This window comes from Paracoccus pantotrophus, assembly GCF_008824185.1.
Taxonomy (GTDB): domain Bacteria; phylum Pseudomonadota; class Alphaproteobacteria; order Rhodobacterales; family Rhodobacteraceae; genus Paracoccus; species Paracoccus pantotrophus.
Map to the genome: position 1 here is coordinate 124,319 of NZ_CP044425.1, position 23,341 is coordinate 147,659.

Consider the following 23,341-nt stretch of genomic DNA (forward strand, 5'->3'; position numbering starts at 1 on the left):
CTCGACCCGACAGTTTGCACCGGCATGGATCTTGGGACATCGCGCGTGTCGCTCGGCGGTGACGACTGCCTTGCCAATCTCCGGTGGCAGGACGCCGATGGCGCCGCTGACGAGGCGCTCGGCGGTGAGCTGTGGAAGTGGTCGGCGTCGAGGCGGCGGGGGAAGTGGATCGCGCCGGGGCCGGGCTCGGTCAGGCGCAGGCGGGCGTAGACGGGGTTCTTCACCGCGCCCACGCCGACGATGAAGAGCGGAACCTTGCCCTTGTTGGTGCGCGTCGGGCGCCGGGGCCACACGGGCAAGCCGTGCGTTTGTCCTTTGTGGCCGGATCGAGGTGAAGTCAGACGATACCTCCGCCGCCGGATTGTGTCCGGGGCCTCTTTGCGGCAACGCGGTGGCGATAGCGCGAGGCGCGGAAGGTCGCGACCGGATCGATGGCCGCGCCGGCGCGCAGCCGTGCCATCTGCAGGATCGGCTCGACATCGGTGCGGAAGGCCGCGCGCAGCGTCGCCGCCGCCATCAGCGCATCGTTTTCCGCCCGGAAGAGGGGGCAGGCGAGGTGCTGGATGACAGGGATTGATTTGCGGCGTCATGCGCATATATTATGCACATGCAGGAGGTAGCCCGATGCAGACACAATCCGTTCCCAAAAAACCGACCAATCTGTCACTGGATCAGGGCTTGCTCAGCGAAGCCCGGTCCTTCGGAGTAAACCTGTCGCAGGCCGCAGAGGCCGGTTTGCGTCGCGCGGTCAGGGAAGCCAAAGCCGAGGCGTGGAAGCGTGAGAACGCCAAGGCGATTGAAGGGGTTAACCGTTGGGTCGAAGAGAACGGCCTGCCCCTTGAAAAATACCGGCTCTTCTGATGGCGCGATATGACGTTTATGCCAGCCCGGATGGTTCGGGGTATCTTCTCGATGTGCAGACCGACCTTCTGGACAATCTGAGCACGCGCCTTGTGGTGCCGATGATGCCGGTGGGCGCTTCGCCGCCCGTGCTCAAGCAGCTGAACCCCATCTTTGACATACAGTCCGAGCGCTATGTGATGGTGACGCAGTTCATGGCCGCGGTTCCCGCTTCCATTCTGAAGACACTCGCAGGCAGCCTTGCACAGCACGATACCGAGATCACGGGCGCGCTGGACATGCTCCTGACCGGGGTGTGACGCCCTCTCTTCTTCAGTTGCCCAATCCTTCCCGCTTCCCAAGCGTGGCGGCCCCGGTTTATGACTGGGGGCAAGGTCGACATCGCCACCAATTACGGTCTCGACAAGCAAGACCGGGATCAGCGCCTCAACTGGTTCGCATGCGAACCAGGACCATATCGAGAGCCTGATCCGAATGGTGTGTGAGAATCCGCGTAAAATCTCGAGCCACCACATGATGCGGGCTGCCGATGCACCGGCCCTGTTCTTCGCCGGCATCATGGCCTGGGACAAGGCCCGCAGGGACGAGGCCATCGGCTATCCGGTGAGCCATTGGGCGCATAGTCCAACAGCACCGTGCCATTGGGGTCGCAGGCGGTCCTGGGATAGACGGGCGCTCCAGGACCGCCGGCAGCGTCGTGAAGGCCAAGGAAACTCCTGAGCCCGGCTTTCAGGATCGGAAAGGGCATGCCGAGGTAACGCATCAGCCGAACACCTCAAACACCAGGGTCGGTGCGAAATCCGAGGTCTTTTGTGCGCGGATGGCATCCCCTGCCCCGATAGGCAGCACATCCCCCGGAAACAGGGCCAGGCCCCTGGTCTGCAAAGGCGCCGGGGTGAACGTCACCTCGACGGGCGCATCCCGGACCATCATCTTGCAGGCCATGCCTGGCATGAGGACAGGAACGAAAGTATCGGAAGTAATGAGAGCATCTGCCATGCCGAACGCGGCATGCGCGCCATCGCCCTCGGGCGGAAGAGCTACCTCTTCTTCGGCTCCGAGGCGGGCGGCAAAGCCGCCGCCATCGCCTGCACCCTGATCGAGACAGCCAAGCTCAACGCCGTCGATCCCCAAGCCTGGCTCGCAGATACCATCGCCCGCATCCCCGACTACAAGATCACCAAGGTCGATGATCTGCTGCCATGGCGTCGGAACGGATAGCGGTCAGCCCGCACGCTTACGATCTGGGCGCCAGCTACGAATGGGAAAACGGCGTGATCGGCCGGCTGAACATCAACAACGTGACGGACGAGGCCTATATCTCGGCCGGCGGGCTGAACTCCAGCTATTATGGCGACGGACGAACCGTGCAGGCAAGCTTGACATGTAAATGGTGACACTGTCCGGCAAGGGATTGATGCGACGCGCCCTTCTGGCTGCCGGCCCGCGCGGCGCCGGGGCTGCGGCTGGCGGCGGTGGACTGGGCCCTGGCCGAGACGGCGATGGCGCTTGGCCAGGCGCCGGTCGCCCTGGCCGAGCTGATCGCCTTTCGCGCCGCCACCGTCGACCTGGGCCTGCGCGGGGCGCCCAATCTCGAGGCGCTGAGCCTTGTCGCGCCCGAGCTGATCCTGTCCTCGAGCCATTACAGCGCCATTGAGCCGCGGCTGGCGCATCGCGCCGGTCTTTACCCGTGCGCTTTACGTCGCGGGCGAGCCGGCCTTTCCCAAGGTGATGGCGCTGCTGGGGGAACTGGCCGCGCGGCTGGGCGATCCCGCTGCCGGGACGCGGACCCAGGCCGCCGCCGCCGCCGAGCTCGCCATGCTGGCCGGCCGCGCCGCGCCCCATGCCGGGCGCGCCTGCCTGCTGTTCGAACTGGGCGATGCCCGCCATATCCGCGTCTTCGGCACCGACAGCCTGTTCGGCGGCGCGCTGGAGGCGATGGGGATGCGCAATGCCTGGACCGGGCGCACCCGCTTTGCCTTTGCCGCGCCCATCCCGCTGGAGCGGCTGGCTGCGTTCCCCGAGGCCCGGCTGGTCGTCCTGGATCCGATCCCGGTGCAGGTCGAGCGCGCGCTGCGCTCGGTGGCGCTGTGGAACAGCCTGCCGCCGGTCAGGGCGGGGCGGGTGCATCGCCTGCCGGAACCGCGGCCCTTTGCCGGCATGCCCTCGGCGCTGCGCTTCGGCCACGAGCTAGTCGCCGCTCTGGAGGGCCGGGGGATGAACCGCATGACCCTTGCCGGGGGACGGGGCGGTGCTGGCCCTGTGGATGATTGCCGCGGTGGCGGCGCTGCCGCTGGCCGAATGGCCCGCCTTGCCCTGGCGGATTGACGAGATGTCGGTCGGGCAGATCCCCTGCTGGCCTATGGGCTGATGCCGCGCGGGATCCTGGCCTTGCTGGCCGGCGCGGCGCTGGGGCTGGCCGGGGCGCTGATGCAGGCGGTGCTGCGCAACCCGCTGGCCGATCCGACGACGCCGGGCACCGCCTCGGGCGCGCAGCTCGCCATCGTCGCGGCCACGATCCATGCGCCGGGCTGGCTGGCCGGGGGCAACCTGCCGGTGGCGCTGGCGGGGGCGGGCGCGGCGACCTTCCTGATCATGGCGCTGGGGGCGCGGCGCGGCTTTGCCCCGGTGACGGTGACGTTCGCGGGGATGCTGGTGGGGCTGATGGCCTCGGCCCTGGCGACGGCGATGACCCGGACGCAGGGGCATTACCTCTTGTCGCGGGTGATGTGGAACGGCGGGGTGCTGGCGCAGGTGGACCGGTCGGGCAGCCGGAACATGGCGCTGGCGCTGCTGCCGGCGCTGGCCTCCGCGGCGGCGCTGGCCCGGCCGCTGATGGTGATGTCGCTGGGCCCCGAGGGCGCATGGGCTGGGCCTGCGGCTGGCGCCGCTGCGCCTTGCCACGCTGCTGCTGGCGGTGGCGCTGTCGGCCATGGTCTGGCCGAGATCGGGCTGGTGGGCTTTGTCGGCCTTGGCCGGGGCGCTGCTGGCCGGGGCGGGGGCGATCCTGCAGCGGCCGACCGCGAACCCGATGACCGCGCCCGAGCCGAGCCACTCCGCGATCATTGGACGGGCTCTGGGGTGATTGAAGCCGCTCTCTGGCTCTGCCGGTCGGTTTCGCTCTGGTTGACGCGCAGACCGCGGCGGGCGGCTGTCCGCCATGGGCGGCGCGAGGCCGCTCTGGTGGCTGCAGAAGGCGATCCACCTGCCGGCGCCGGCCCTGGCCTGCGCGCCGGTCTCCCAGGCGTGCGGGTAGGCGCATTCATGCATCAGGGATCGCCGGAGGCGCTCGATGAAGACGGTGTCGAGGCAGCGCCCCTGCCATCCATCGAGATGCGGGTGCCGGCCCGTTTCAGCCGATCAACCCAAGCGCAGGACGTGAACTGCGAAGCTCGATCGGCGTTCATGATCTCGGGTGGGCCACAGTGGTGGACCGCCTCGTTCCGGGCCGCAACGCAGAAATCCGCCGCCGGCGTGTTCGAGATGCGCCAGGCCAGCAGCTTGCGGGGGAACCGGTCCATGACGGCGACCGGGCAGAGGCAGCCCCGCCGCATCGGCAGATCGGCGATGCCGGCGCACCCGATCTGGTCGGGTTGCTCGACCCGCGGCCGCCCCCAGCGGATAGGGATAGGTCTTGCGCCCCGGCGCGGGCCTGCTGGCAGCGGGTTTCCGGCGGATCGGCATCAAGCGCATGAGCCGCATCAGCCGCCGGCTGCGCGTGACGTTCACGGCATGGCCTTCGTTGTGCAGGGGCCGGGTCATCTGCTGCACGCCGTCATCTGCTGCACGCCGTAGCAGGGCGTTTCCGGAAACTGCCGGTCGATCAGCCGCATAGGGGCGAGGTTCATCCCGGTCTCGTCCCTTGCTGCGCAACAGGACGCGGACCGCGGGATCGAGGACCGCGGGATCGACAGCAGGCGGCATGGCGCCCCGAGCGACAGCGCGGGACGGGAGCGTTCAATCATCGCGTTCGGGATCGGCCTTGAACCGGTGGCGGTTTCGATCCCTCGTCACTGGCCGGTCCAGGGCCTGGGCTTTCCGGACAGGAAGCGTTGGCGCCGGCCGGCTTCCCGATCCGGGCGTGCAGCGACCGCATCGTGGCCTCATCGATCTCGGCCTTCTTCCCGCCGCGTTCGAAGATGTCCGATGCCCCTTCGAGCAGCGCCTTCTTCCATTGATGGATCATCGTCGGGCGCACGCGGTATTCCGCGGCCAGCTCCGGCACGATGCGCCCGCCCTTCGCGGCCTCCGGCGCACCCGAGCCTTGAAGCCCGCGTCATGGTTCCTGCCTTTCGGCATCGTCCGATCCCCTCGTCCCTGGAGACCAGAAGACGGCGGATCGCAGCTTGCCTCACTGGCCGATTCTCGGCGGATAGCGCCTGTTTGGCTGCGTCACCTCCGCCCTTTGGCGGATGCTTTTTTATTTTGTCTGTGGGAGTCTGAGGATTTCCTCGTGTTTTTTGATGGCCTGGTCGATGTTGTCGAAGATTGTGAGGCTTGCGTTGTGCAGGACGGCGCCCATGGTGCACATGTTGCGGATCATGGGCATGGAATGGCTGACGACGATGGCGGATGATCGGGCCATGCGCTCGGCGAAGACGCGCTGGGACTTGGCGCGGAAATTGGCGTCGCCGACGCTGGTGACCTCGTCGACCAGATAGGTGTCGAAATGGATGCCCATCGAGGTGCCCATGGCCAGCCGCGAGCGCATGCCCGAGGAATAGCTGCCGAAGGGCTGGTGGTAATGCTGGCCCAGCTCGGCGAAATCGGCGACGTAATCGACCAGCTCGTCGGTGTCCACGCCGTAGATGCGGGCCACGAAGCGCACGTTCTGCGCCCCGGTCAGATCGGGGTGGAAACTGCCCGAGAACCCCACCGGCCAGGAAATCGTGCCGTCCGACAGCACCCGGCCGGCCGTGGGCAGCACGGTGCCGGCGATGATGCGCAGGAGCGTCGACTTGCCGGCGCCGTTGCGGCCCAGAAGCGCCACCGAGGCCCCGGTCGGGAACTCGGCGTTCAGATTGTCCGCCACCAGGGTCTCGCGGCCGTTGAGCCGGTAGATCTTGGTCAGGTTCTCGAGCCGGATCATGGCGCTAGCGGCGGTCGCGGACGCTGTAATAGACCAGCACCAGGATCGACCAGCCGGCCAGCAGCATGCCGGTGATCATCGCCCAGAGCCAGGGCCGGTCCGGCTCGGTCGGGCTTTGCGCCACCTTGGGCTCGATATGGGCGGCCAGGTAGCGGGCCTGGCGCTGCGCCTCGGCCAGCGCCGTCTCATGGGCGATGCGGGCCGAGCGATAGGCGCCCTCGGCGAATTCGCGGTCCACGGCCAGCTTTTCGTATTCCGCCATCAGCTGGGCATAGCTTTCGCCGGCCGGGCCCTGGCCCTCGGCGCCGAACTTGGCGCGCTCGGCCTCGATCAGCCGGCGCAGCGCGTCGATCTTCTGCTGGGACTGGGTGACGCGGTGGTCGGTGGGCTGGGCATTGTCCAAAAGCAGGTCATGGGCGACCAGCGCCTCGGCCAGCTGCGCCTGCAGCCCGCTCAGCACCCCCATCTGCCCGGCGAGATCGGCCTCGGGATCGACGATCTGCGAGCGCATGCGGAAGGCGGTCATGGCCTGGCGGGTCTCGGTCAGCTCGGCGCGGGCCTTGTCGAGCTCGGCCTTGGCCAGGCGGGTGGCGTCGTCCTGGGCGATGGTCGAGAGCTGGTTGATCTTGTCCGAGCTTTCCTGGAACACCGCCGCGGCGATCTGCTGGGCGTCCTCGGGGGTGAAGGCGCTGACCTTGAGGGTGATCAGCTGGGTGGTGCTGTCGTAGAGCACCTTGACCTGGCGCTGCCAGTAATCGGTCAGATCCTCGACATGGCCCTCGGGGTCGAAGGCGAAGACGAAGTCATGCGGCCAGGCGCGCGAGAAGCGGGCGCGCAGGTCGAGGCTGGCATCGATCCTTTCGACCATGTCCTGGCTGCGGATGTATTCGTAGAGGATGTCGGTATCCGAGGCGCTGCCGCCGGCGCCGGTCAGCGGCGCCAGCCCGCCCAGGAGATCGATCGAGGAGGTGGACTGTTCCTTGCGCACCGAGAAGCCGACGGTCGAGACATATTGGTCCTCGGCGCGCAGCCAGAGATAGCCGGCCCAGGCGAGGCTGGGCAGCACCACCAGCGCCAGGAAGGAGCCCAGGATCAGCCAGTGCCGGCGCCGGGGCTCGGCCATGCGGGCCGGCGGGCGCAGGGGCTGGGCCGGAGCGGGGGCGGGGGCCGGAGCGGGGGCCGGAGCGGGGGCCGGCGCGGGCGGCCGGGAGGCAGGGGGCGCGGCAGGCGGCATGGGCCGGACCGGGATCGGCTGGCCTTGCGGGCGCAGCGCCGGCGGCCTGGCCTGGGCTTGCGGCTGGGGGCCGGCCTGGGATGGAGCCTGGGATGGGGCCCTGGATTGGGGCTGCGCCTGGGAGGCGGCCGGGGCCGGCTGGCGATCCTGCGCCGCCGGCCCGCCTTGCCCCGATGGCTGGCCCGATGGCTGGCCCGATGGTTGGCCTTGTTGCGGGCCTTGTTGCGGGCCGGCCGGGGCGGCGGGCGGCTTCTGCGCCGCCTGGCCCGATCCTGGGCCCTGCTGCCGGCCGGCCGGGCCGGCGGGTTCCTGGGAAGGCCGGTCCTGGTCCATCGTCGCGCTCCGGGATTCGGGGGTATGGGATTCGGGGATCTGGGCTTGCGGGCCGGGTTTCGGGCCGGGTTGCGGGCCGGATGGCCGGGCGGGGCTGCCGCTCGGCGGCTTTCCGCCCGAGCCCCGCCGATCCTGCGGCCCATCCTGTTGCGGGCCTTGTTGCGGGCCGGCCGGGGCGGCGGGCGGCCGGCCCGGCCTGCTGCCTGCCGCCGGCCTTGGCGGCGGCTCTTGCGGCCGCGCCTGCGGCTGCGTCCCCGCCGCCGCGGCGTCGCCCGGCCCCTGGCCCCGCGATTGGGCCTGTGCCTGTGGCTGGGCCTGGGCCTGGATATGCGCCTGGATCCGTGCCTGGGCGCCCAGGCCCTGCTGGCCCTGGAAGGGGCGGGGGGCCGGGCCGGGCCGGGGCCGGGCGCCTGGGGCGGGCTGGGAGGCGGGCTGGATTGCAGGCTGGGATGCGGCCGGGGTTGCGGCCGGGGTTGTGGATTGCGATGCGGGTGCGGCCGGCCGGGGCGCGGCGGCCTCGACCGGCCGCGGGGCGGCGCCCGGCGCCCGGCTGGCCGGCTCGGCCGGCTGGCCGGCCTGGTCGCCGGCCGGTATGGAGGGGGTGGTCACGGGCAGCTGCGCTTTCGCTGGTTTACCTTTCGGCCGCAGTTGTTACATATTGCCGCCCGTCCAGGCCAGTGTTTGCGTTCACATGTCCGATACCGCCCCAGAAATCCGCCGCCCCCAGGGCCAGGCCGGCGCAGCCCGCCCGCCGCGGGTCCGCCGGCCGCAGCACCCGTCGCGCAACGGGCCGCGCTTTCGCATGCCGCGCACCGTGGTGGCGCTGATGCTGCGCGAGATGGCCACCAGCTATGGCCGCTCGGCCGGCGGCTATGTCTGGGCGGTGCTCGAGCCGGTGCTGGGCGTGGCGCTTCTGTCGGTGCTGTTCAGCATGGCGCTGCGCAGCCCCGGCCTCGGCTCGAACTTCCCGCTGTTCTATGCCACCGGCTACCTGCCCTTTGCCATGTTCACCGACCTGGCCAACAAGACTGCCGCCTCGATCCGCTTCTCGCGGCCCTTGCTGGCCTATCCCAGCGTGACCTTCCTCGATGCGCTGCTGGCGCGGGTGGTGCTGAACGCGCTGACCCATGTCGCGGTGATCGCCATCGTGATCGGCGGCATCTTCCTGGCCTATCAGCTGCCGGGGCCGGTGGACATGCCCTCGGTCTTCGAGGCGCTGCTGCTGGTGGCGCTGCTGGGCACCGGGGTGGGGGTGCTGAACTGCTACCTGATGAACGCCTTCCCGGTCTGGGAGCGGGTCTGGCACATCCTGACCCGGCCGCTGTTCCTGATCTCGGGGGTGATCTTCCTTTACGACATGATGCCGGTCCAGGCGCAGAACCTGCTGTGGTACAACCCGCTGATCCATTGCACCGGGCTGATGCGGCGCGGCTTCTATCCCACCTACGAGGCCGGCTATCTCAGCCAGGCCTATGTCGTCGCCCTCGCCCTCGCCCTCATGCTGGCGGGCCTCGCCCTGCTCGAGAGAAACCACCGCAAGCTCCTCGAAAGGTGAAGCCCCAAGCGGACGGGGCGGCCGGAACAGAAGGCCAGGACAGCAGGACGGATCCCCGGCATGCCAAGGCAAACGGGAAGGGGGCTCGTCCCTATGTCAGGCCTCACAACCAATAGATGACGGTCGCGGCGAGGGCGCAGGCCGAGAGAAACAGGATGGGGCGGCGATCGTAGCGGGCTGCGCTGCGCCGCCAGTCCTTCAGTCTGGCGAACATGTTCTCAATCCTGCGGCGTTGGCGGTAGAGGTCGGCGTTGTGCGGGATTGGTATCTTGCGACCGGTGCGGGAGGGGATGCAGGGTGAAATGCCCGTCTCGATCAGCGCGTTGCGGAACCCGTCGGCATCCTAGCCCCGCTCCCCGAGCAGCGCCCCGGCCCGTGGGATAGACGACAGGAGCGCCCGCGCCCCGATATAGTCGGAGGTCTGGTCTGCCGAGAGGAACATCCGGATCGGGCGGACCTTCGCCTCGGCCAAGGCTAGAGAAGCAGGTCCGAGGCGTTCAACTGCTCCAGCCCGCCCAGCTCGATCGTCAGCTCGGCCGTGCCATCGCCGTCCAGGTCGACCAGAAGCCGATGCGCGCCGGCCTGCGACCGGATATTCCGAGGCGTGGACCCGCTGGCTGCCGGTCATCGCCGGCATCCCCTGTGGTTGCGGTCCCATCCCGGGCGCGATGCGGCCTGCCTGGCATCGCCCGCCCATCGCGGTGACATGGCCGCCTCAGGCCGACCCCCGGCCGTTGCGCGACAGGGACCGCGGGACGGCTGCGGCCGCAGCGCGACATCCCGGACCATGCGCGGATCGCCGCGGTCCCGGATCGCGGCGGGTCCGAGCCAGCGCCGCGGCGATGCGGCCGGCATCGGGCGGGGTGCCTGCGTCCAGAGGCTTGAAAGCAGGAAAACAAAGGCCATGTCTAGGCTGGCCCCTTGGGGCCCTTGGGTTTTGCGCATGGGGTTTCGTCTTGCAGGGCTTCGGCTTGGACAGATACGCCCTGCGCCTTGAACAGGCGCATGGCTTGCCCCGGCCCCGTTGACACGCAAGGCGTGGACGGCTGGCCGGGGTCAAGCTGAATCCAGCCCGTTTTCCCAAGAGGTTCCGTCATGCTGCGCGCCCTTCTGCCGGCGATCTGCCCGCATTGCGGCGAGGATGTTCCCAGGGCTGCCGCCCGGCGATGTCCGATCTGCCGCGCTCCGTTTCCCTTGCCGTTCTCGGTGCCCGAGCCGCGCCGCCTGCCGCGGCGCAAGGGCGCAAAGGGGGGCGACGATGGCGAAAGATGAAGCCCCGGCCATGGGCCTGCTGTGGCGGCTGGCTGTGGTCGTCGCCCTGGCGCTGGCCGCCGCCACCCTGGTCGAGCCGCTGGCGCGGCGCCATCCCGACCTTTTCGCCTTGCAGCTTTGGGCGGGGCCGCTGCGCAACGCGGGCTTTTCCGTGGCCTGCTTTGCCGGGGCGCGCCTGGCGCATGGGCTGGCCGCCCGGCGCCTGCTGCGCCGCCGCAAGGGCCGGCGCCCGGTGCCCAAGGTGCTGCTGGACCTGTTGTGGTTCGGGCTGCTGGCCGTGGCCACGCTGGCCAGCCTGTCGCTGTTCTTCCGCCAGGATCTGTCGGGGATCCTGACCGGCTCGGGCCTGGTGCTGGCGGTGCTGGGCTTTGCCATCCGCAATGCGGTGGCCGACGTGTTCTCGGGGCTGGCGATGGGGATCGAGGCGCCGTTCCGCATCGGCGACTGGGTGCGCATCGAGACCCTGGCCGAAGGCAAGGTGCAGGAGATCGGCTGGCGCACCACGCGCCTCGTCAGCCGCGACAGCACCTATGTCATCCTGCCCAACAGCCAGATCTCGTCGCGGCGGATCACCAATTTCAGCGCGCCGCGGCAGGAATACCGCGACCATGCCGAACTGACCCTACCCGCAGACCTGCCGGTGGCCGAGGCCGGCCGGCTGATCGCCGCGGCCGCCGCCGCGGCGCGCATGATCTCGGCCGGCAAGCCGCCCGAGGTGCAGGTGACGGATTACGGTCCCGCCGGCATCACCTATCGGGTGAAATACTGGGTGCCGCAGCACGACCGCGAACTGGCCTGCCGCAACGAGGTCGTGAGCCTGATCGACGCCGCGCTGCGCGAACAGGGCATCCGGCTGGCGGCGGACCGGATGCCCTGCGGCCAGGGTCAGGACAGCGCCAGCGCCGGCAGCGCGCGGGCCGGGGCCCGCAGGCCGATCCGCCCGGCCTCGGCCGAGGCCAGGTAGATGTGGTGGAAGGCATCGACCCGCCCGCCGACCAGCTGGATGTCGTCGCGCCGCCAATGCCAGGGCTGGGCGTCCAGCACCCGCTCGAACGGGTCCGAGGCGGTGGCCGACCAGAAGGCGGCGATGCCGTCCGGCCGCAGCGCCCGGCGCAGCACCGCAAGGCCGCCTTTGCCGTAAAGCCGGCCGTTTTCGGGGCGCACGGTGAAATCCGGCCCGTTATCGGTATCCATCAGGATCACGTCGAAACCGGCGCGGGGCTCTGCCAGCACCGCCATCACATCCGCGATGCGCAGGCTGACGCGCGGGTCGCGCAGCGGGTGGCCGGCCAGATGGCCGATGCGGTCGCGGTTCCAGCCGGCGATCTGGGGGATCAGTTCGCAGACCGTGACCTGCGCGGCGGGGCCCAGCAATTCCAGCGCCGCGCGCAGGGTGAAGCCCATGCCGAGCCCGCCGATCAGCACGCGGGCGCCGGGCCGGCCATGCAGGCGCAGGCTGCGCTCGGCCAGCACGGTCTCGGACTGGTGGTTGAGGTTGGACATCAGCTCCAGGCCGTTGAAGCGGATCTCGTAAATTGCGCCGCGCTGGCGCAGCAGGATTTCATCGCCCGCCGCCGTGCCGGCGCGGGCCAGGGTGTTCCAGATGGGCATGATCGATCCCCGACATCGGGCAGGCCAGGGCCTCCCGGTGGTTGCGTGACGGTTTCGGAAAATGGCCTGGGGTTGTCCGGCGTTCAGCGCGCGGACAACCCCGGCACATTGTTGGCCCTGAAACCGATCAGCAGCGGAAAGATCGCCGAGGGATGCGGCAGGCCGAGCCGCGGCGCAGGGCCGCGATCCGGGCAGAACCGGTCCCGTCGCATCGCCAAGCCCCTATGCCGCCGGGGTCACCGGATCGGCGCGGCCGACCGCCAGCACGGTCAGTTCGCGCGTTTCGCCCGCGCGGGTGTCCCAGGGAAAGCGCGCGCCGGCCCGCAGGCCGATCAGCGCCACGCCGATGGGCGTCAGCACCGAGGCGCGGCCGGCGGCGATGTCGGCATCCTCGGGCCAGGCCAGCACCACGGTCTGCTCGCGCCCGGTGGTCTCGTCGCGGAAGGTGACGGCGCTGCCGATGCCGGCGACATCCTCGGGCATCCGCTCGGGCGGCAGGACGCGGGCGCGGGCCAGTTCGGTCAGCAGCCGGTCGGCAAGGTCGGGATTGCGCGCCATCGCCCCTTCGGCAAGGCGTTCGAGCCGGTCGAGCGTATCGCTGGCGATGGTGACTGGCGGTCGCGATGTTCTGGCCATGTCGGCTCCTTCAGTCATGTCATGACCCGCCGGGGCCGCCGCGGGGGGGGGCGGAGCAGCGGTCGAATTTCTGGATCAGGAAAGCCCCGGACGCGAGGTCAGCGCAAGCGCGCCCCTGTCCGGGGCAGCTGGCGCGTCAGCAGCAAACCGGTGCCGCACCGGCTCTTGCATAGGGGAATACGCATGGTCATGCCCCCACTCTAGCCGCGCCGCCGCCCCGAGTCGAGAGAGCGGCCTCGCCGGTCGCAGCGGCAGGTGCCGCTGTTACCCGACATCAGAACTGCCGCTTACGGGATCGGCCGATGGATCGCAACACGTGCTATCACGAATGGAATTTCGAAGGCGGTGGTGTGACGGCCGGGATCGCCGCCGCGTTCGGGGCGAACGATAACGATGGGGCGGCGGATTGAGGATCAAGCGGGCAGAAAAGACTTCCTGCCGGATCTGATGTCCCTGGGCTTCAGATCGGATGTCCCGCTTCAGCCGCCCTTTTGCGGGCAGGCCCAGCGGCCGAGGGGCAGGCGCCCGAGCCGACCCTAGCGCGTCTCGACGGTGGCGAGATAGCGGTGGACGGCCTCGGCGCCGCCGCCCAGCCAGGCCTGTTCTTCGCCGCGCAGTTCGGGCGGTTCCAGCCAGCCGGGCTCGATCCCGGTCATGTCGGGCAGCTGATGCGCGATGCCCTTGTGGCAGTCGATGCAGGTCTTTTCGCCGGAGATCAGGTAACGCTCGTGGATCTGGGCCGCGCGGCGGGTCTGCTTGGTGAAATCCATCGCCACCGCCGCGTGGCAGTTGCGGCATTCCAGCGAATCGTTGGCCTTGAGCCGCGCCCATTCGTGCTTGGCCAGTTCCAGCCGCTTTTCCAGGAATTTCTCGCGCGTGCTGATGGTGCCGAAGATCTTGCCCCAGACCTCCTTGGAGGCCTGCATCTTGCGGGCGATCTTGTCGGTCCATTCATGCGGGACGTGGCAGTCGGGACAACTGGCCCGGACCCCCGAGCGGTTCGAGAAATGCACCGTCGGCATCAGCTCCTGATAGACGTTGTCGCGCATCTCGTGGCAGCTGGTGCAGAATTTCTCGGTATTGGTGATTTCCAGCGCGGTATTGAACCCGCCCCAGAAGATCACGCCGCAGATGAAGCCGCCCAGCGTCAGGAAGCCGATGCTGAGAAAGCTGCTGGGACGGCTGATGACGCGCCAGAACCAGGTGACCCGGCCCCAGATCCAGCGGATGCTTGCCCTGATCCAGCCCATGTCACGGGCCCCCGGCGTGGCGATAGCCGTCGCGGAACTGGTTCGGCACCAGCGGCTGCACATCGGTCTGCTGGACGTGGCAGGCGGTGCAGAAATAGCGCCGCGGCGTCACGTCGGTCAGCACCTGCCCGTCGCGGTCCTGGAAATGCGTGACGCTGATCATCGGCGCGCCCGAGCCCTCGGTGAACTGCGGCTTGTGGCAATCCATGCAGCGGTTAGTGTTCACCGTCAGCTGGTAGCCGTCGATGGAATGCGGGATCACCGGCGGCTGTTCGGGATAGTTGCGCATCCGGCGCACGTCGTCGGTGATCGGCCGGCCGAGCGGCGGGATCTGGCCCTCGGACATCGGCTCGGCCCAGCCGGTCAAGGGCGGCACGATCTGCACCGCCGGCTCGGCCTGCGGCAGGGCGGCGCCGACCAGCGCGAACAGCAAAAGGCCGGCCATGGCGGCGGGCCGGATCAGACGGGAAGGATCTTGACCGCGCATTTCTTGAAATCCGTCTGTTTGGAAATGGGATCGGTGGCGTCCAGCGTCACCTTGTTGATCAGCTGGCTGGCGTCGAACCACGGCACGAAGACCACGCCGCGCGGCATCCGGTTCCTGCCGCGTGTCTCGACGCGCGAGCGGATCTCGCCCCGGCGCGAGACGATGCGCACCTCGGCCCCCTGGTTGAAGCCCATGTCGCGGGCGTCCTCGGGGTTCATGAAGCAGCGGGCGCCGGGAAAGGCCCGGTAAAGTTCCGGCACGCGCATGGTCATCGAGCCGGAATGCCAATGCTCCAGCACCCGGCCTGTCACCAGCCAGATGTTGTATTCCTCGTCGGGCGGTTCGGCCGGTGGCTCGTAGGGCACGGCGATGATGCGCGCCTTGCCGTCCGGGTTGCCATAGAACTGCACGCCGGCGCCCGGCTCGACATAGGGGTCCAGCCCCTCGCGATAGCGCCACAGCGTTTCCTTGCCGTCGACCACCGGCCAGCGCAGGCCGCGGACCTCGTGATAGGTGTCATAGGGGGCCAGGTCGTGGCCGTGGCCGCGGCCGAAGGCGGCATATTCTTCGAACAGGCCCTTCTGGACGTAGAAGCCGAATGCGTTCGATTCGCGGTTGGCGTAATCGGGGTTCAGTTCCGACAGGTCGAAGCGGTCCACGCTGCCGTTGCGGAACAGCACGTCGAACAGGCTCTGGCCACGATAGTTCGGGTTGGCGGCCAGGATCTCCTCGGGCCACACTTCGTCGGTGGTGAAGCGTTTCGAGAATTCCATCATCTGCCACAGGTCCGAGCGCGCCTCGCCCGGCGCCTCGACCAGCTGATGCCAGACATGGGTGCGCCGCTCGGCATTGCCATAGGCGCCCTCCTTCTCGACCCACATGGCGGCGGGCAGGATCAGGTCGGCGGCCAGGGCCGTCACCGTGGGATAGGCATCCGAGACAACGATGAAATTGTCCGGGTTGCGATAGCCCGGCCAGGCCTCGCCGTCGTTGTTGGGCGAGGCTTGCAGGTTGTTGTTCACCTGGATCCAGTAGAAGTTCAGCGTGCCGTCATGCAGCGCCCGGTCCTGCGCCACCGCATGCAGCCCCGGCTGCTCGGGGATCACGCCATGGGGGATGCGCCAGATCTCCTCGGCATGCTTGCGGTGTTCGGGATTGGTGACGGTCATGTCGGCGGGCAGGCGATGGGCGAAGGTGCCCACCTCGCGCGCCGTGCCGCAGGCCGAGGGCTGGCCGGTCAGCGAGAACGGGCTGTTGCCCGGTTCCGAGATCTTTCCGGTCAGCAGATGGAGATTATAGACCATCTGGTTGGCCCAGACGCCGCGCACATGCTGGTTGAAGCCCATGGTCCACAAGGACATGACCTTGCGGTCGGGATCGGCGTAAAGCTCGGCCAGCTGCTCCAGGAAGCCCGGCTCGACGCCGCTGAGTTCCGAGACCTTGTCCAGCGTGTATTCGCTGACCAGCTCGGCGAATTCCTCGAAGGTCGAGGGCGTGGTCGCCGCCGGATCCTCGGCCGTGCGCGCAGCCATCTCGCGTGGGTCGTCGTCGCGCAGGCCGTAGCCGATGCCGGTCGCGCCGGCGACGAAGGTGGTGTGGCGATCGACGAAATCGCGGTTCACCCGGCCGGTCTGGATGATGTGATTGGCGATGTAGTTCAGGATCGCCAGGTCGGTGCCGGGCTTGAAGACGATGGGAATATCGGCCAGGTCCGAGCTGCGATGGGTAAAGGTGGACAGCACCGCCACCTTCACATGCGGATGGCCCAGCCGCCGGTCCGCCACCCGCGTCCACAGGATCGGATGCATCTCGGCCATGTTCGAGCCCCAGAGGACAAAGGCGTCCGCCGCCTCGAAATCGTCATAGCAGCCCATCGGCTCGTCCATGCCGAAGGTGCGCATGAAGGCATAGGCCGCCGAGGCCATGCAATGCCGCGCATTGGGGTCGAGGTTGTTCGACCGGAAGCCTGCCCGCATCAGCTTGGTCGCGGCATAGCCCTCGAAGATGGTCCACTGGCCGGAACCGAACATGCCGAGCGCGGTCGGCCCCTTGTCCCTGAGCACCCGCTTGGCCTGGGCGGCCATGGTGTCGAAAGCCTCCTCCCAGCTGACCGGGGTGAACTCGCCGTCCTTGGCATAGACGCCGTCCTTCTTGCGCAGCAGCGGCTGGGTCAGGCGGTCGGCGCCATACATGATCTTGGACAGGAAATAGCCCTTGACGCAGTTCAGGCCGCGGTTCACCTCGGCCAGCAGGTCGCCATGGGTGGCGACCACGCGCCCCTCCTTGACACCCACCATGACGCCGCAGCCGGTGCCGCAAAAGCGGCAGGGCGCCTTGGACCAGGTGATTTGCAGCGATTCGACACCGCCGGGCACCGGCTGGGCCTGCGAGGACAGCGGGATATTGGCGGCCATGGCGGCGATCCCCGCCGCCTGCGCCTTGAGCAGATCGCGCCGGGAAATGGTCATGACAGTGCCTCCCTCTCATCGGCGGGAAGGATCTGTTCAAAGACCAGGTTGGCCGAGAACACGCCCTCCATCACCGAGATTGCCGCCATGCGGCTGCCGATCTCGCCCACCGAGGCGCCCTCCAGCACCAGGACGATCTTGGCGCCCTGGACGGCATGGACCTCGGTTCCGGGCAGGGTGGCGAAATGCCGGGCCAGGTCGGCCGCGCGATCCGGCCGGGCGGTGACGATGGCGCTGGAGATGTGCAGGAAACGCGATTCCCCGCCGCTGTCCTGTTTCAGCTTTCCGGTCAGAATGTCGCGTCGCTGGATGGGGGTCCTGTCTGGCTCGCGCATGGCCGCTCTCTAAATCTAATGCATGGGTCCGGGGGGTCCGAAGATGATCTGAGACATCCAGACCAGGAAGCCGTAGCCGCCGACGATCGCGACCGACAGGATCGGCCAGATCACCACGGCAAGGATCAGGAAGGCGATGACTTCATCCCGCTTGCGGTGCTTGGGACGATCGGTTTCTTTCGCGGAATCGATCATTTCTGGGCAACCTGTGCGACAAAATGTCTCAGTCCAATCTTCCACAGAACTGTGAAAAATCAAAGAAGGTTCCCGGAAAAATTCGCCCCGGCGCGGCATCTGGCCGGCCAGCCATCCGTGCGCGGTCGCATCGGACGCTTGAAAATGGTTGCTCGTCAGTAAGATAGGCCGGGCTTTCGCCCGTGCCCCGCCGCCGGCCTAGAGGCTGTAAAGCGCCCCGGCCGAGGTCAGGCCGATCACCAGCATCGACGCGACCAGCCCGCCGAGACCCGGCGGATGGGTTTTCGGTATCGTTCGATTCCTGCGCATGGCGTCCCCCGGCCAATGTCATTCGTTATGTATGCTTGAGCACAACGAGCGGCGGGTCAAGCCGGAATCGGCCCCTGCGGGCCGACTGCGACATGAGCGCGCTAACGGGCGAAGCCGCTGATCTGCGGCAGCCAGGTGGACAGGGCCGGAACGAAGGTCAGGATCAGCAGCGAGGCCATGGCGGCCAGGAAGAAGGGCGGCAGTTCCCGGATCAGCGCCGAGGGCTTCTGCCGGGTCGCCGAGGCCACGACGAAGATCAGCCCGCCGACCGGCGGCGTCATCAGCCCGAAGGTCAGGTTCACGATGACGATGATGGCGAAATGATCCGCGGCGATGCCGAGGCTGTGGGCGATGGGCGCCAGGATCGGCACCAGGATCATCACCCCCGGCAGCGGGTCCATGAACATGCCGAAGACCAGCAGAAGCAGGTTCACCATCAAGAGGAAGGCGATGGGCGACAGGTCCATGGCGATCACCGCATCGGCCATGGCCTGCGGCACGCCCTCGATGATCAGCACCCAGGCGAAGGCGCGGGCGGCGGCCAGGATCATCAGCACCGCCACCGACATGATGGCCGAGCGCAGGAACGCCCCCCACAGGTCCGCCAGCGTGAAGCCGCGATAGACGAAGGCGCTGGTGACGATGGCATAGAACACCGCCACGACCGAGGCCTCGGTGGGGGTGAAGACCCCGCCGCGGATGCCGCCGACGATCAGCACGATCAGCAGCAGCGCCGGCAGGGCGGCAAAGCTGTTGCGGACCATCTGGCCCATTGGCGGGCGCGGCTCGGCGCTGCGATAGCCGCGCTTGCGGCTGATCCACCAGTTCACCCCGGCCAGCAGCCCCGCGATCAGCAGGCCGGGCAGGATGCCGGCCATGAACAGCGAACCGACCGAGGTGTTGCGGTCCTGCAGCGCATAGATGATCATGGTGATCGAAGGCGGGATGATCGGGTCGATCACCGCCACGGAAATCGTCAGCGCCCCGGCATAGGCCTTGGAATAGCCGCTGCGCTCCATCATCCGCGCCATCATCGCCCCCGGCCCCGCCGCCGAGGCCAGCGCCGAGCCGGAAATGCCGGCAAACAGCGTGCCGGTCAGGATATTGGCGTAACCCAGCCCCCCGCGCAGGTGGCCGACGAATTGCGAGGCAAAGCGCAAGAGCATGCGCGAGATCGCCCCGGTGGACATGATCTCGGCCGCCAGGATGAAGAAGGGCACGGCCAGCAGCGGGAAACTGTCGAGGCCGGTGAACATCTCCTTCACCACCACGACCAGCGGATAGCGGCCGGCAAGGCCCACCGCCGCGAAGGCCGCCATCGCCAGCGCGAAGGCGATGGGCACCCCCATGACCATCAGGATCAGGAAGGCGGCGATCAGGATCTCAACCAAGGGCGGCCTCGTCGGAATGCTGCAGGCCGGCGCGCAGGTATTGCGGCGCGATCAGGGCCAGATGGACGATCATCAGCGCGAAGCCGGCGGGCATCGCGGCATAGATCCATTTCATCGGCACCTGCAAGGCCGCTGACCGCTGGATCGCCATGCGGTTCATGTAGTCGATGCCGACCCAGACCATGAAGCCGAAAAAGCCGAACAGCACCAGCAGGATCAGCCCGCGCAGGGCAAGCTGGCCCCGCGTGGGCAGCGCGTCCTGGGCATTGGTGATGGCGGCATGGGCGCCATGGCGCAGCGCCAGCCCGCTGCCCAGGAAGGTCAGCCAGATCATCGAGTAACGCGCCACCTCGTCCGCCCAGGTCAGCGAATTGCCGGTCAGGTAGCGACCGGCGACGTTCCAGCCCAGGATGGCCGCCATGACGGCCAGTCCCAGCACCAGCACGGCACCGTTCAGCGTGACGAAGGCGCGTTCGATCCGGCGCATCGCGGCTTACTCGACCGCCTGGATGCGGTCCATCAGCTCCTTGCCGAACTGGGCCTCATATTGCTGGTAGGGTCCGGCCAGCGCCTCGCGGAAGGCGGCCTTCTGCTCGGGCGAAAGCTCGTTCACCTGCATCCCGGCATCCTTCATCGCGGCAACGCCCGAGGCATCGACCTCGTCGACATAGGCGCGCATCGCGACGACCGCGTCCTTCGCCGCCTTCTCGAACGCCGCCTTCTGCGCGTCGTCCAGCCCGTTCCACAGCGCGGGCGAGACCAGGATGATGGTCGAGGAATAGACGTGGCCGTCCAGGGTCAGGTATTTCTGTACCTCGTTCAGCTTGGCCGAGACGATCACCGAGAGCGGGTTTTCCTGCCCGTCGATGGCGCCCTGTTCCAGCGCGCCGATCACCTCGGGCCAGGCCATGGGGGTGGGGGCGGCGCCGAGGGCGCGGAACGCCTCGATATGCACCGGGTTCTCCATGGTGCGGATCTTGAGCCCGTTCAGGTCCGAGGGCGCCTCGACCGCGCCGCGATTGCTGGTGATGTGGCGGAAGCCCTGCTCGCCCCAGGCCAGCGCGTGCAGGCCGGCGGGCTCGAACTTGGCCAGCATCTCCTGGCCGATCTCGCCGTCCAGCACCTTGCGGGCATGGTCCTTGTCGCGCAGCAGGAAGGGCACGCCCAGGACGCCGACCTCGGGGACGAAATTGGTCAGCGTGCCGTCCGAGGCGATGGTCATCTCGACGGTGCCGAGCTGCAGCCCCTCCAGCACCTCGCGCTCGCCGCCCAGGCCCGAGGACGGGAAGTGGCGGAAGCTGAACTGGTCGCCCAGGCTTTCCTTGAGCGAGGCCTCGAAGGCCTTGGCGCCGGCGCCGTAATGGCTGTCCTCGGCCAGGGCGTAGCCGATCTTGATCTCCTGCGCGAACGAAGGCGCGGCGACGGCGGCGCAGAGAAGCGCCGCGGCAAAGACGTGTTTCATGCTGAATCCCTTCCGCTGTCCGGCGGGGATTTAGCGCCACATGACGGCAATGTGCAATCCCGCTGCCGGCCGGCGGCGGCGCGGGCGAGGTTCAGGCCCGGTTGCGGTCGGCCTCGGCCAGGGCGCGGACCACCTCCTCGTCGCTGGTCTGGTCGAAGTCGTGGTAATGCAGGCCGACGGCGTGGAACGGCTCGGGCGTGCGCAGGCAGACGACCTCGTCGGCCTCGGCGCGGATCTTCTCCAGCACGTCGGGCGGCGCGACGGGGACGGCGACGATCACCCTGGCCGCGCCGGACCGCGCCAGCGCCTTCAGGGCGATGCGCATGGTGGCGCCGGTGGCGATGCCGTCATCGACGACGATCACCGTCCGGCCCCAGGTCTCGGGCGCCGGCCGGCCGCCGCGATAGGCCTGGCGCCGGCGCTCGATCTCGCGCAGCTGCCGGGCCTTTTCGGCGGCGATGTGATCCTGCGTCGCCCCGGTCGCGGCGACGAGCTGGTCGTCGAGCAGCAATTGCGGCGGCGCGCCGTCCACGATGGCGCCGATGGCCAGTTCGGGATGCGCCGGCGCCCTGAGCTTGCGCACCAGGATGACGTCCAGCGGCGCGTCCAGCACCCTTGCCACCTCGAGCCCGACCGGCACCCCGCCGCGCGGCAGCGCCAGGACCAGCAGCGGCTCGCCCCGGTGCCCGGACAATGCGGCGCCAAGCTGTCTGCCGGCATCCGTGCGATCTGCGAACATCCCGCCTTCCTTTTTCCCATGCGTTATCCGCGAACCGAACCCCCCGCCGCCGGGGAATGTTCCCGTGGCCGGAAAGGGGTGGTGGCTGCATCATCGCTGCGCACGGTTCCGCCGAAGGCGGCCGGCGCGGCAGATGCCGATGGACGCTGCGGCCCGGACGTATTAGGAAGATGGCCCAGGGAACGGGCGGGTCAAGCCCGTCCGATACGAAGAACAGAGCGGGACCGAGCAGACAGATGCAATCCGGCAAGAGCGCGGTGCAGGCCGTGGCGACCGTGAAGCCTTTACAGATCCGCGGCCGCACCTTCACGGCCATCGCGCTGCATCTGAGCGGCCGGCCGGACCGTGCCTTTTTCGAGGCGCTGGAGGCGCGGCTGAACCAGACGCCGCTGTTTTTCGACAATGCGCCGCTGGTCATCGACCTGGAGCAGGCCGAGGGGCTGGACCGGGCCCAGGATCTGATGCAGCTGACCGCCGAGCTGCGCCGGCGCAAGCTGTCGGTCTTTGGCATCCAGAGCGGTACGCCCGCGCAGGCGCAGGCCGCGGCCGAGGCCGGGCTGATCTCGTTGCCCGGCGGGCGCGACGCGGCGCTGGAGCGCGTCTCGCGCCAGGGCAGCCGCCCCGAACCGCCCCCCGCGCCGGCGCCGAAAGAGCCGGCGAACCGCCTGATCTCGCAGCCCGTGCGCTCGGGGCAGACGGTCTTTGCCGATCGCGGCGACCTGATCGTCGTCGGCTCGGTCAGTTCCGGGGCCGAGGTGATCGCGGCCGGCAACATCCACATCTATGGCCGGCTGCGCGGCAGGGCGCTGGCCGGCGTCAACGGCGACGATTCGGCCCGCATCTTCTGCCATGCGCTTGATGCCGAGCTGCTGGCCATTGCCGGGCTTTACCGCACCAGCGAGAACCTGGGGGCCGACACGCCGCGGCAATACGTCCAGGTCTATCTTCAGGGCGAGGTGCTGCGCATCGAGTCCCTCAAATAACCCATGAGAAAGGAAACGCTCGTGAGCAAGGTTATCGTAGTCACCTCCGGCAAGGGCGGCGTCGGCAAGACGACCTCCTCTGCCGCCATCGCCGCGGGGCTTGCCATGCGCGGCCACAAGACGGCCGTGATCGATTTCGACGTGGGCCTGCGCAACCTGGACATGATCATGGGCTGCGAACGCCGCGTGGTCTTCGACTTCATCAACGTCATCCAGGGCGACGCCAAGCTGAAGCAGGCGCTGATCAAGGACCGCCGGCTTGAAAACCTGTATGTCCTGCCGACCTCGCAGACCCGCGACAAGGACGCGCTGACCAAGGAAGGCGTCAAGGCGGTGCTGGACGAGCTGCGCGAGGAGTTCGACTATATCGTCTGCGACAGCCCGGCGGGGATCGAGCGTGGCGCGCATCTGGCGATGTATTACGCCGACGAGGCCGTGGTGGTGACGAACCCCGAGGTCTCGTCCGTGCGCGACAGCGACCGGGTGCTGGGTCTGCTGAACTCCAAGACGGCGCTGGCCGAAAAGGGCGACGGCAGCGCGGTCAAGGCGCAGCTGCTGCTGACCCGCTTCGACCAGGCCCGCTCGGCCAACGGTGACATGATGAGCGTCGAGGACGTGCTGGAAATCCTGGCCATCCCGCTGCTGGGCATCATCCCGGAAAGCACCTCGGTCCTGAAGGCCTCGAACGAGGGCACGCCGGTCTCGCTGGACGAGAAATCGCCGGCGGGCAAGTCCTATCTGGACGCCGTCGGCCGGCTGGTCGGCGAGCAGATCGAGATGCGGGTGAGCCCCGGCGACCAGCGCCGCGGCTTCTTCCAGAGGCTTCTGGGACGGACGGCCTGACATGTTCGGTTTCTCATTCCGTCAGCGAAAGCCCAGTTCGGCGCAAACCGCCAAGGAGCGCCTGCAGATCCTGCTTGCGCATGAGCGTTCCAGCGGGACGACCAGCCCGGACTTTCTGCCGTTGTTGCAGCGCGACATCCTCGAGGTGGTGCGCCGGCACATGGAAATCGACGGCGATGCGGTCGACATCAAGCTTGAGCGCAGCGACGATCTGTCCAGCCTCGAGATCAATATCGAGCTGCCCAATGCCAGCCCGGCGAAGGCGCGGCCCGCCAGCTAGGCAGGCCG

The 23,341-nt window shown here is 68.5% G+C and carries 25 protein-coding genes and 4 pseudogenes; 11 read left to right on the top strand and 18 right to left on the bottom strand.

Annotated elements, in window-relative coordinates; all coding sequences use genetic code 11:
• Window positions 1-191: 191 nt before the first annotated feature.
• Window positions 192-362: pseudogene (locus ESD82_RS22580) on the bottom strand (hypothetical protein); the annotation flags it as partial.
• Window positions 338-541 (bottom strand): annotated as a pseudogene (locus tag ESD82_RS08460) (sugar isomerase); the annotation flags it as partial. The pseudogenes ESD82_RS08460 and ESD82_RS22580, both read right to left, overlap by 25 nt.
• An 83-nt stretch (window positions 542-624) precedes the next feature.
• Here ESD82_RS08460 and ESD82_RS08465 point away from each other — a divergent pair.
• Together ESD82_RS08465 and ESD82_RS08470 are read left to right on the top strand one after the other, a co-directional pair.
• Entirely contained in the window at window positions 625-861 is a 237-nt protein-coding gene (locus ESD82_RS08465; RefSeq protein WP_028711008.1) for a type II toxin-antitoxin system CcdA family antitoxin, read from the top strand.
• A complete protein-coding gene (locus ESD82_RS08470; protein ID WP_024846182.1) occupies window positions 861-1,160 on the top strand; it encodes a CcdB family protein in 300 nt (99 codons plus the stop codon). Before ESD82_RS08465 ends, ESD82_RS08470 begins: the two co-directional genes overlap by 1 nt.
• A 463-nt stretch (window positions 1,161-1,623) precedes the next feature.
• On the opposite strand, the gene ESD82_RS08475 is transcribed toward ESD82_RS08470, so the two are convergent.
• Window positions 1,624-1,860 (bottom strand): hypothetical protein, encoded by a 237-nt coding sequence (locus ESD82_RS08475; protein ID WP_147429351.1) that lies wholly within the window; start codon window positions 1,858-1,860, stop codon window positions 1,624-1,626.
• Here ESD82_RS08475 and ESD82_RS08480 point away from each other — a divergent pair.
• From ESD82_RS08480 to ESD82_RS22685, 4 genes and pseudogenes are all read left to right on the top strand, one after another.
• Window positions 1,861-2,082: pseudogene (locus ESD82_RS08480) on the top strand (transposase domain-containing protein); the annotation flags it as partial.
• Complete coding sequence (locus tag ESD82_RS08485) at window positions 2,064-2,258, top strand: TonB-dependent receptor (protein WP_244314520.1); 195 nt, start codon at window positions 2,064-2,066, stop codon at window positions 2,256-2,258. The pseudogene ESD82_RS08480 and the gene ESD82_RS08485, both read left to right, overlap by 19 nt.
• Window positions 2,259-2,514: 256 nt before the next feature.
• Window positions 2,515-3,189 carry a TroA family protein gene (locus tag ESD82_RS08490; protein WP_244314521.1) on the top strand — a complete coding sequence of 225 codons (675 nt, stop codon included), beginning with the start codon at window positions 2,515-2,517 and terminating at the stop codon, window positions 3,187-3,189.
• 42 nt (window positions 3,190-3,231) lie between these two features.
• Window positions 3,232-4,656 carry an iron chelate uptake ABC transporter family permease subunit gene (locus ESD82_RS22685; RefSeq protein ID WP_147429349.1) on the top strand — a complete coding sequence of 475 codons (1,425 nt, stop codon included), beginning with the start codon at window positions 3,232-3,234 and terminating at the stop codon, window positions 4,654-4,656.
• Between the two features lie 166 nt (window positions 4,657-4,822).
• Here the strand turns inward: ESD82_RS22685 and ESD82_RS08500 are convergent, their stop codons facing one another.
• The 3 genes from ESD82_RS08500 to ESD82_RS08510 all read right to left on the bottom strand — a co-directional run bounded on the left by ESD82_RS08500 (window position 4,823) and on the right by ESD82_RS08510 (window position 7,073).
• Window positions 4,823-5,086: a hypothetical protein gene (locus tag ESD82_RS08500; protein WP_147277965.1), complete on the bottom strand. Its 264-nt coding sequence runs from the start codon at window positions 5,084-5,086 to the stop codon at window positions 4,823-4,825.
• A 195-nt stretch (window positions 5,087-5,281) separates the two neighbouring features.
• Entirely contained in the window at window positions 5,282-5,950 is a 669-nt protein-coding gene (locus ESD82_RS08505; RefSeq protein ID WP_024844137.1) for an ABC transporter ATP-binding protein, read from the bottom strand.
• 4 nt (window positions 5,951-5,954) lie between these two features.
• A complete protein-coding gene (locus ESD82_RS08510) occupies window positions 5,955-7,073 on the bottom strand; it encodes a capsule biosynthesis protein (RefSeq protein WP_036764947.1) in 1,119 nt (372 codons plus the stop codon).
• A 1,246-nt stretch (window positions 7,074-8,319) separates the two neighbouring features.
• Between ESD82_RS08510 and ESD82_RS08515 the strand changes: the two genes are divergently transcribed.
• Window positions 8,320-9,072 (top strand): ABC transporter permease, encoded by a 753-nt coding sequence (locus ESD82_RS08515; protein ID WP_024845634.1) that lies wholly within the window; start codon window positions 8,320-8,322, stop codon window positions 9,070-9,072.
• Between the two features lie 103 nt (window positions 9,073-9,175).
• Here the strand turns inward: ESD82_RS08515 and ESD82_RS22145 are convergent.
• Window positions 9,176-9,529 (bottom strand): annotated as a pseudogene (locus ESD82_RS22145) (transposase); the annotation flags it as partial.
• Window positions 9,530-10,330: 801 nt separating this feature from the next.
• Between ESD82_RS22145 and ESD82_RS08525 the strand changes: the two are divergent.
• The gene (locus ESD82_RS08525; RefSeq protein WP_024845633.1) at window positions 10,331-11,308 is read left to right on the top strand and encodes a mechanosensitive ion channel family protein; all 978 of its coding nucleotides are present in this window, start codon (window positions 10,331-10,333) and stop codon (window positions 11,306-11,308) included.
• Here ESD82_RS08525 and ESD82_RS08530 read toward each other — a convergent pair.
• The 11 genes from ESD82_RS08530 to ESD82_RS08580 form a co-directional block, all read right to left on the bottom strand.
• A complete protein-coding gene (locus ESD82_RS08530) occupies window positions 11,230-11,955 on the bottom strand; it encodes a spermine/spermidine synthase domain-containing protein (protein ID WP_024845632.1) in 726 nt (241 codons plus the stop codon). The two genes, ESD82_RS08525 and ESD82_RS08530, sit on opposite strands and share 79 nt — an antisense overlap.
• Window positions 11,956-12,177: 222 nt before the next feature.
• The gene (gene rnk, locus ESD82_RS08535) at window positions 12,178-12,591 is read right to left on the bottom strand and encodes a nucleoside diphosphate kinase regulator (protein ID WP_024845631.1); all 414 of its coding nucleotides are present in this window, start codon (window positions 12,589-12,591) and stop codon (window positions 12,178-12,180) included.
• Window positions 12,592-13,127: 536 nt separating this feature from the next.
• Complete coding sequence (locus ESD82_RS08540) at window positions 13,128-13,841, bottom strand: cytochrome c3 family protein (protein ID WP_123130380.1); 714 nt, start codon at window positions 13,839-13,841, stop codon at window positions 13,128-13,130.
• Window position 13,842: 1 nt separating this feature from the next.
• Entirely contained in the window at window positions 13,843-14,328 is a 486-nt protein-coding gene (locus ESD82_RS08545; protein ID WP_024845629.1) for a nitrate reductase cytochrome c-type subunit, read from the bottom strand.
• Window positions 14,301-16,796, bottom strand: a complete 2,496-nt coding sequence (napA, locus tag ESD82_RS08550; protein ID WP_147429348.1) for a periplasmic nitrate reductase subunit alpha — start codon at window positions 16,794-16,796, stop codon at window positions 14,301-14,303. The genes ESD82_RS08545 and napA overlap by 28 nt, the downstream gene beginning before the upstream one ends.
• Window positions 16,793-17,131: a chaperone NapD gene (locus ESD82_RS08555; protein WP_147429347.1), complete on the bottom strand. Its 339-nt coding sequence runs from the start codon at window positions 17,129-17,131 to the stop codon at window positions 16,793-16,795. Before ESD82_RS08555 ends, napA begins: the two co-directional genes overlap by 4 nt.
• A 15-nt stretch (window positions 17,132-17,146) precedes the next feature.
• The gene (gene napE / locus ESD82_RS08560; RefSeq protein WP_024845626.1) at window positions 17,147-17,326 is read right to left on the bottom strand and encodes a periplasmic nitrate reductase, NapE protein; all 180 of its coding nucleotides are present in this window, start codon (window positions 17,324-17,326) and stop codon (window positions 17,147-17,149) included.
• A 410-nt stretch (window positions 17,327-17,736) separates the two neighbouring features.
• Entirely contained in the window at window positions 17,737-19,026 is a 1,290-nt protein-coding gene (locus ESD82_RS08565; protein WP_024845625.1) for a TRAP transporter large permease, read from the bottom strand.
• Window positions 19,019-19,513 (bottom strand): TRAP transporter small permease, encoded by a 495-nt coding sequence (locus ESD82_RS08570; RefSeq protein ID WP_024845624.1) that lies wholly within the window; start codon window positions 19,511-19,513, stop codon window positions 19,019-19,021. The genes ESD82_RS08565 and ESD82_RS08570 overlap by 8 nt, the downstream gene beginning before the upstream one ends.
• A 6-nt stretch (window positions 19,514-19,519) precedes the next feature.
• Window positions 19,520-20,488, bottom strand: coding sequence for a TRAP transporter substrate-binding protein (locus tag ESD82_RS08575; protein WP_024845623.1), 969 nt, complete (start codon window positions 20,486-20,488; stop codon window positions 19,520-19,522).
• Between the two features lie 91 nt (window positions 20,489-20,579).
• Window positions 20,580-21,227, bottom strand: coding sequence for a phosphoribosyltransferase (locus ESD82_RS08580; RefSeq protein WP_036748218.1), 648 nt, complete (start codon window positions 21,225-21,227; stop codon window positions 20,580-20,582).
• A gap of 236 nt (window positions 21,228-21,463) precedes the next feature.
• On the opposite strand from ESD82_RS08580, the gene minC reads away from it, so the two are divergent.
• From minC to minE, 3 genes are read left to right on the top strand one after another with little or no spacing between them, the layout of a single operon-like run.
• Window positions 21,464-22,210: a septum site-determining protein MinC gene (gene minC, locus ESD82_RS08585; RefSeq protein WP_024845621.1), complete on the top strand. Its 747-nt coding sequence runs from the start codon at window positions 21,464-21,466 to the stop codon at window positions 22,208-22,210.
• 21 nt (window positions 22,211-22,231) lie between these two features.
• Entirely contained in the window at window positions 22,232-23,053 is an 822-nt protein-coding gene (minD, locus tag ESD82_RS08590) for a septum site-determining protein MinD (protein WP_024845620.1), read from the top strand.
• Between the two features lies 1 nt (window position 23,054).
• Window positions 23,055-23,333 carry a cell division topological specificity factor MinE gene (minE, locus tag ESD82_RS08595; protein WP_024845619.1) on the top strand — a complete coding sequence of 93 codons (279 nt, stop codon included), beginning with the start codon at window positions 23,055-23,057 and terminating at the stop codon, window positions 23,331-23,333.
• Window positions 23,334-23,341 lie beyond the last annotated feature (8 nt).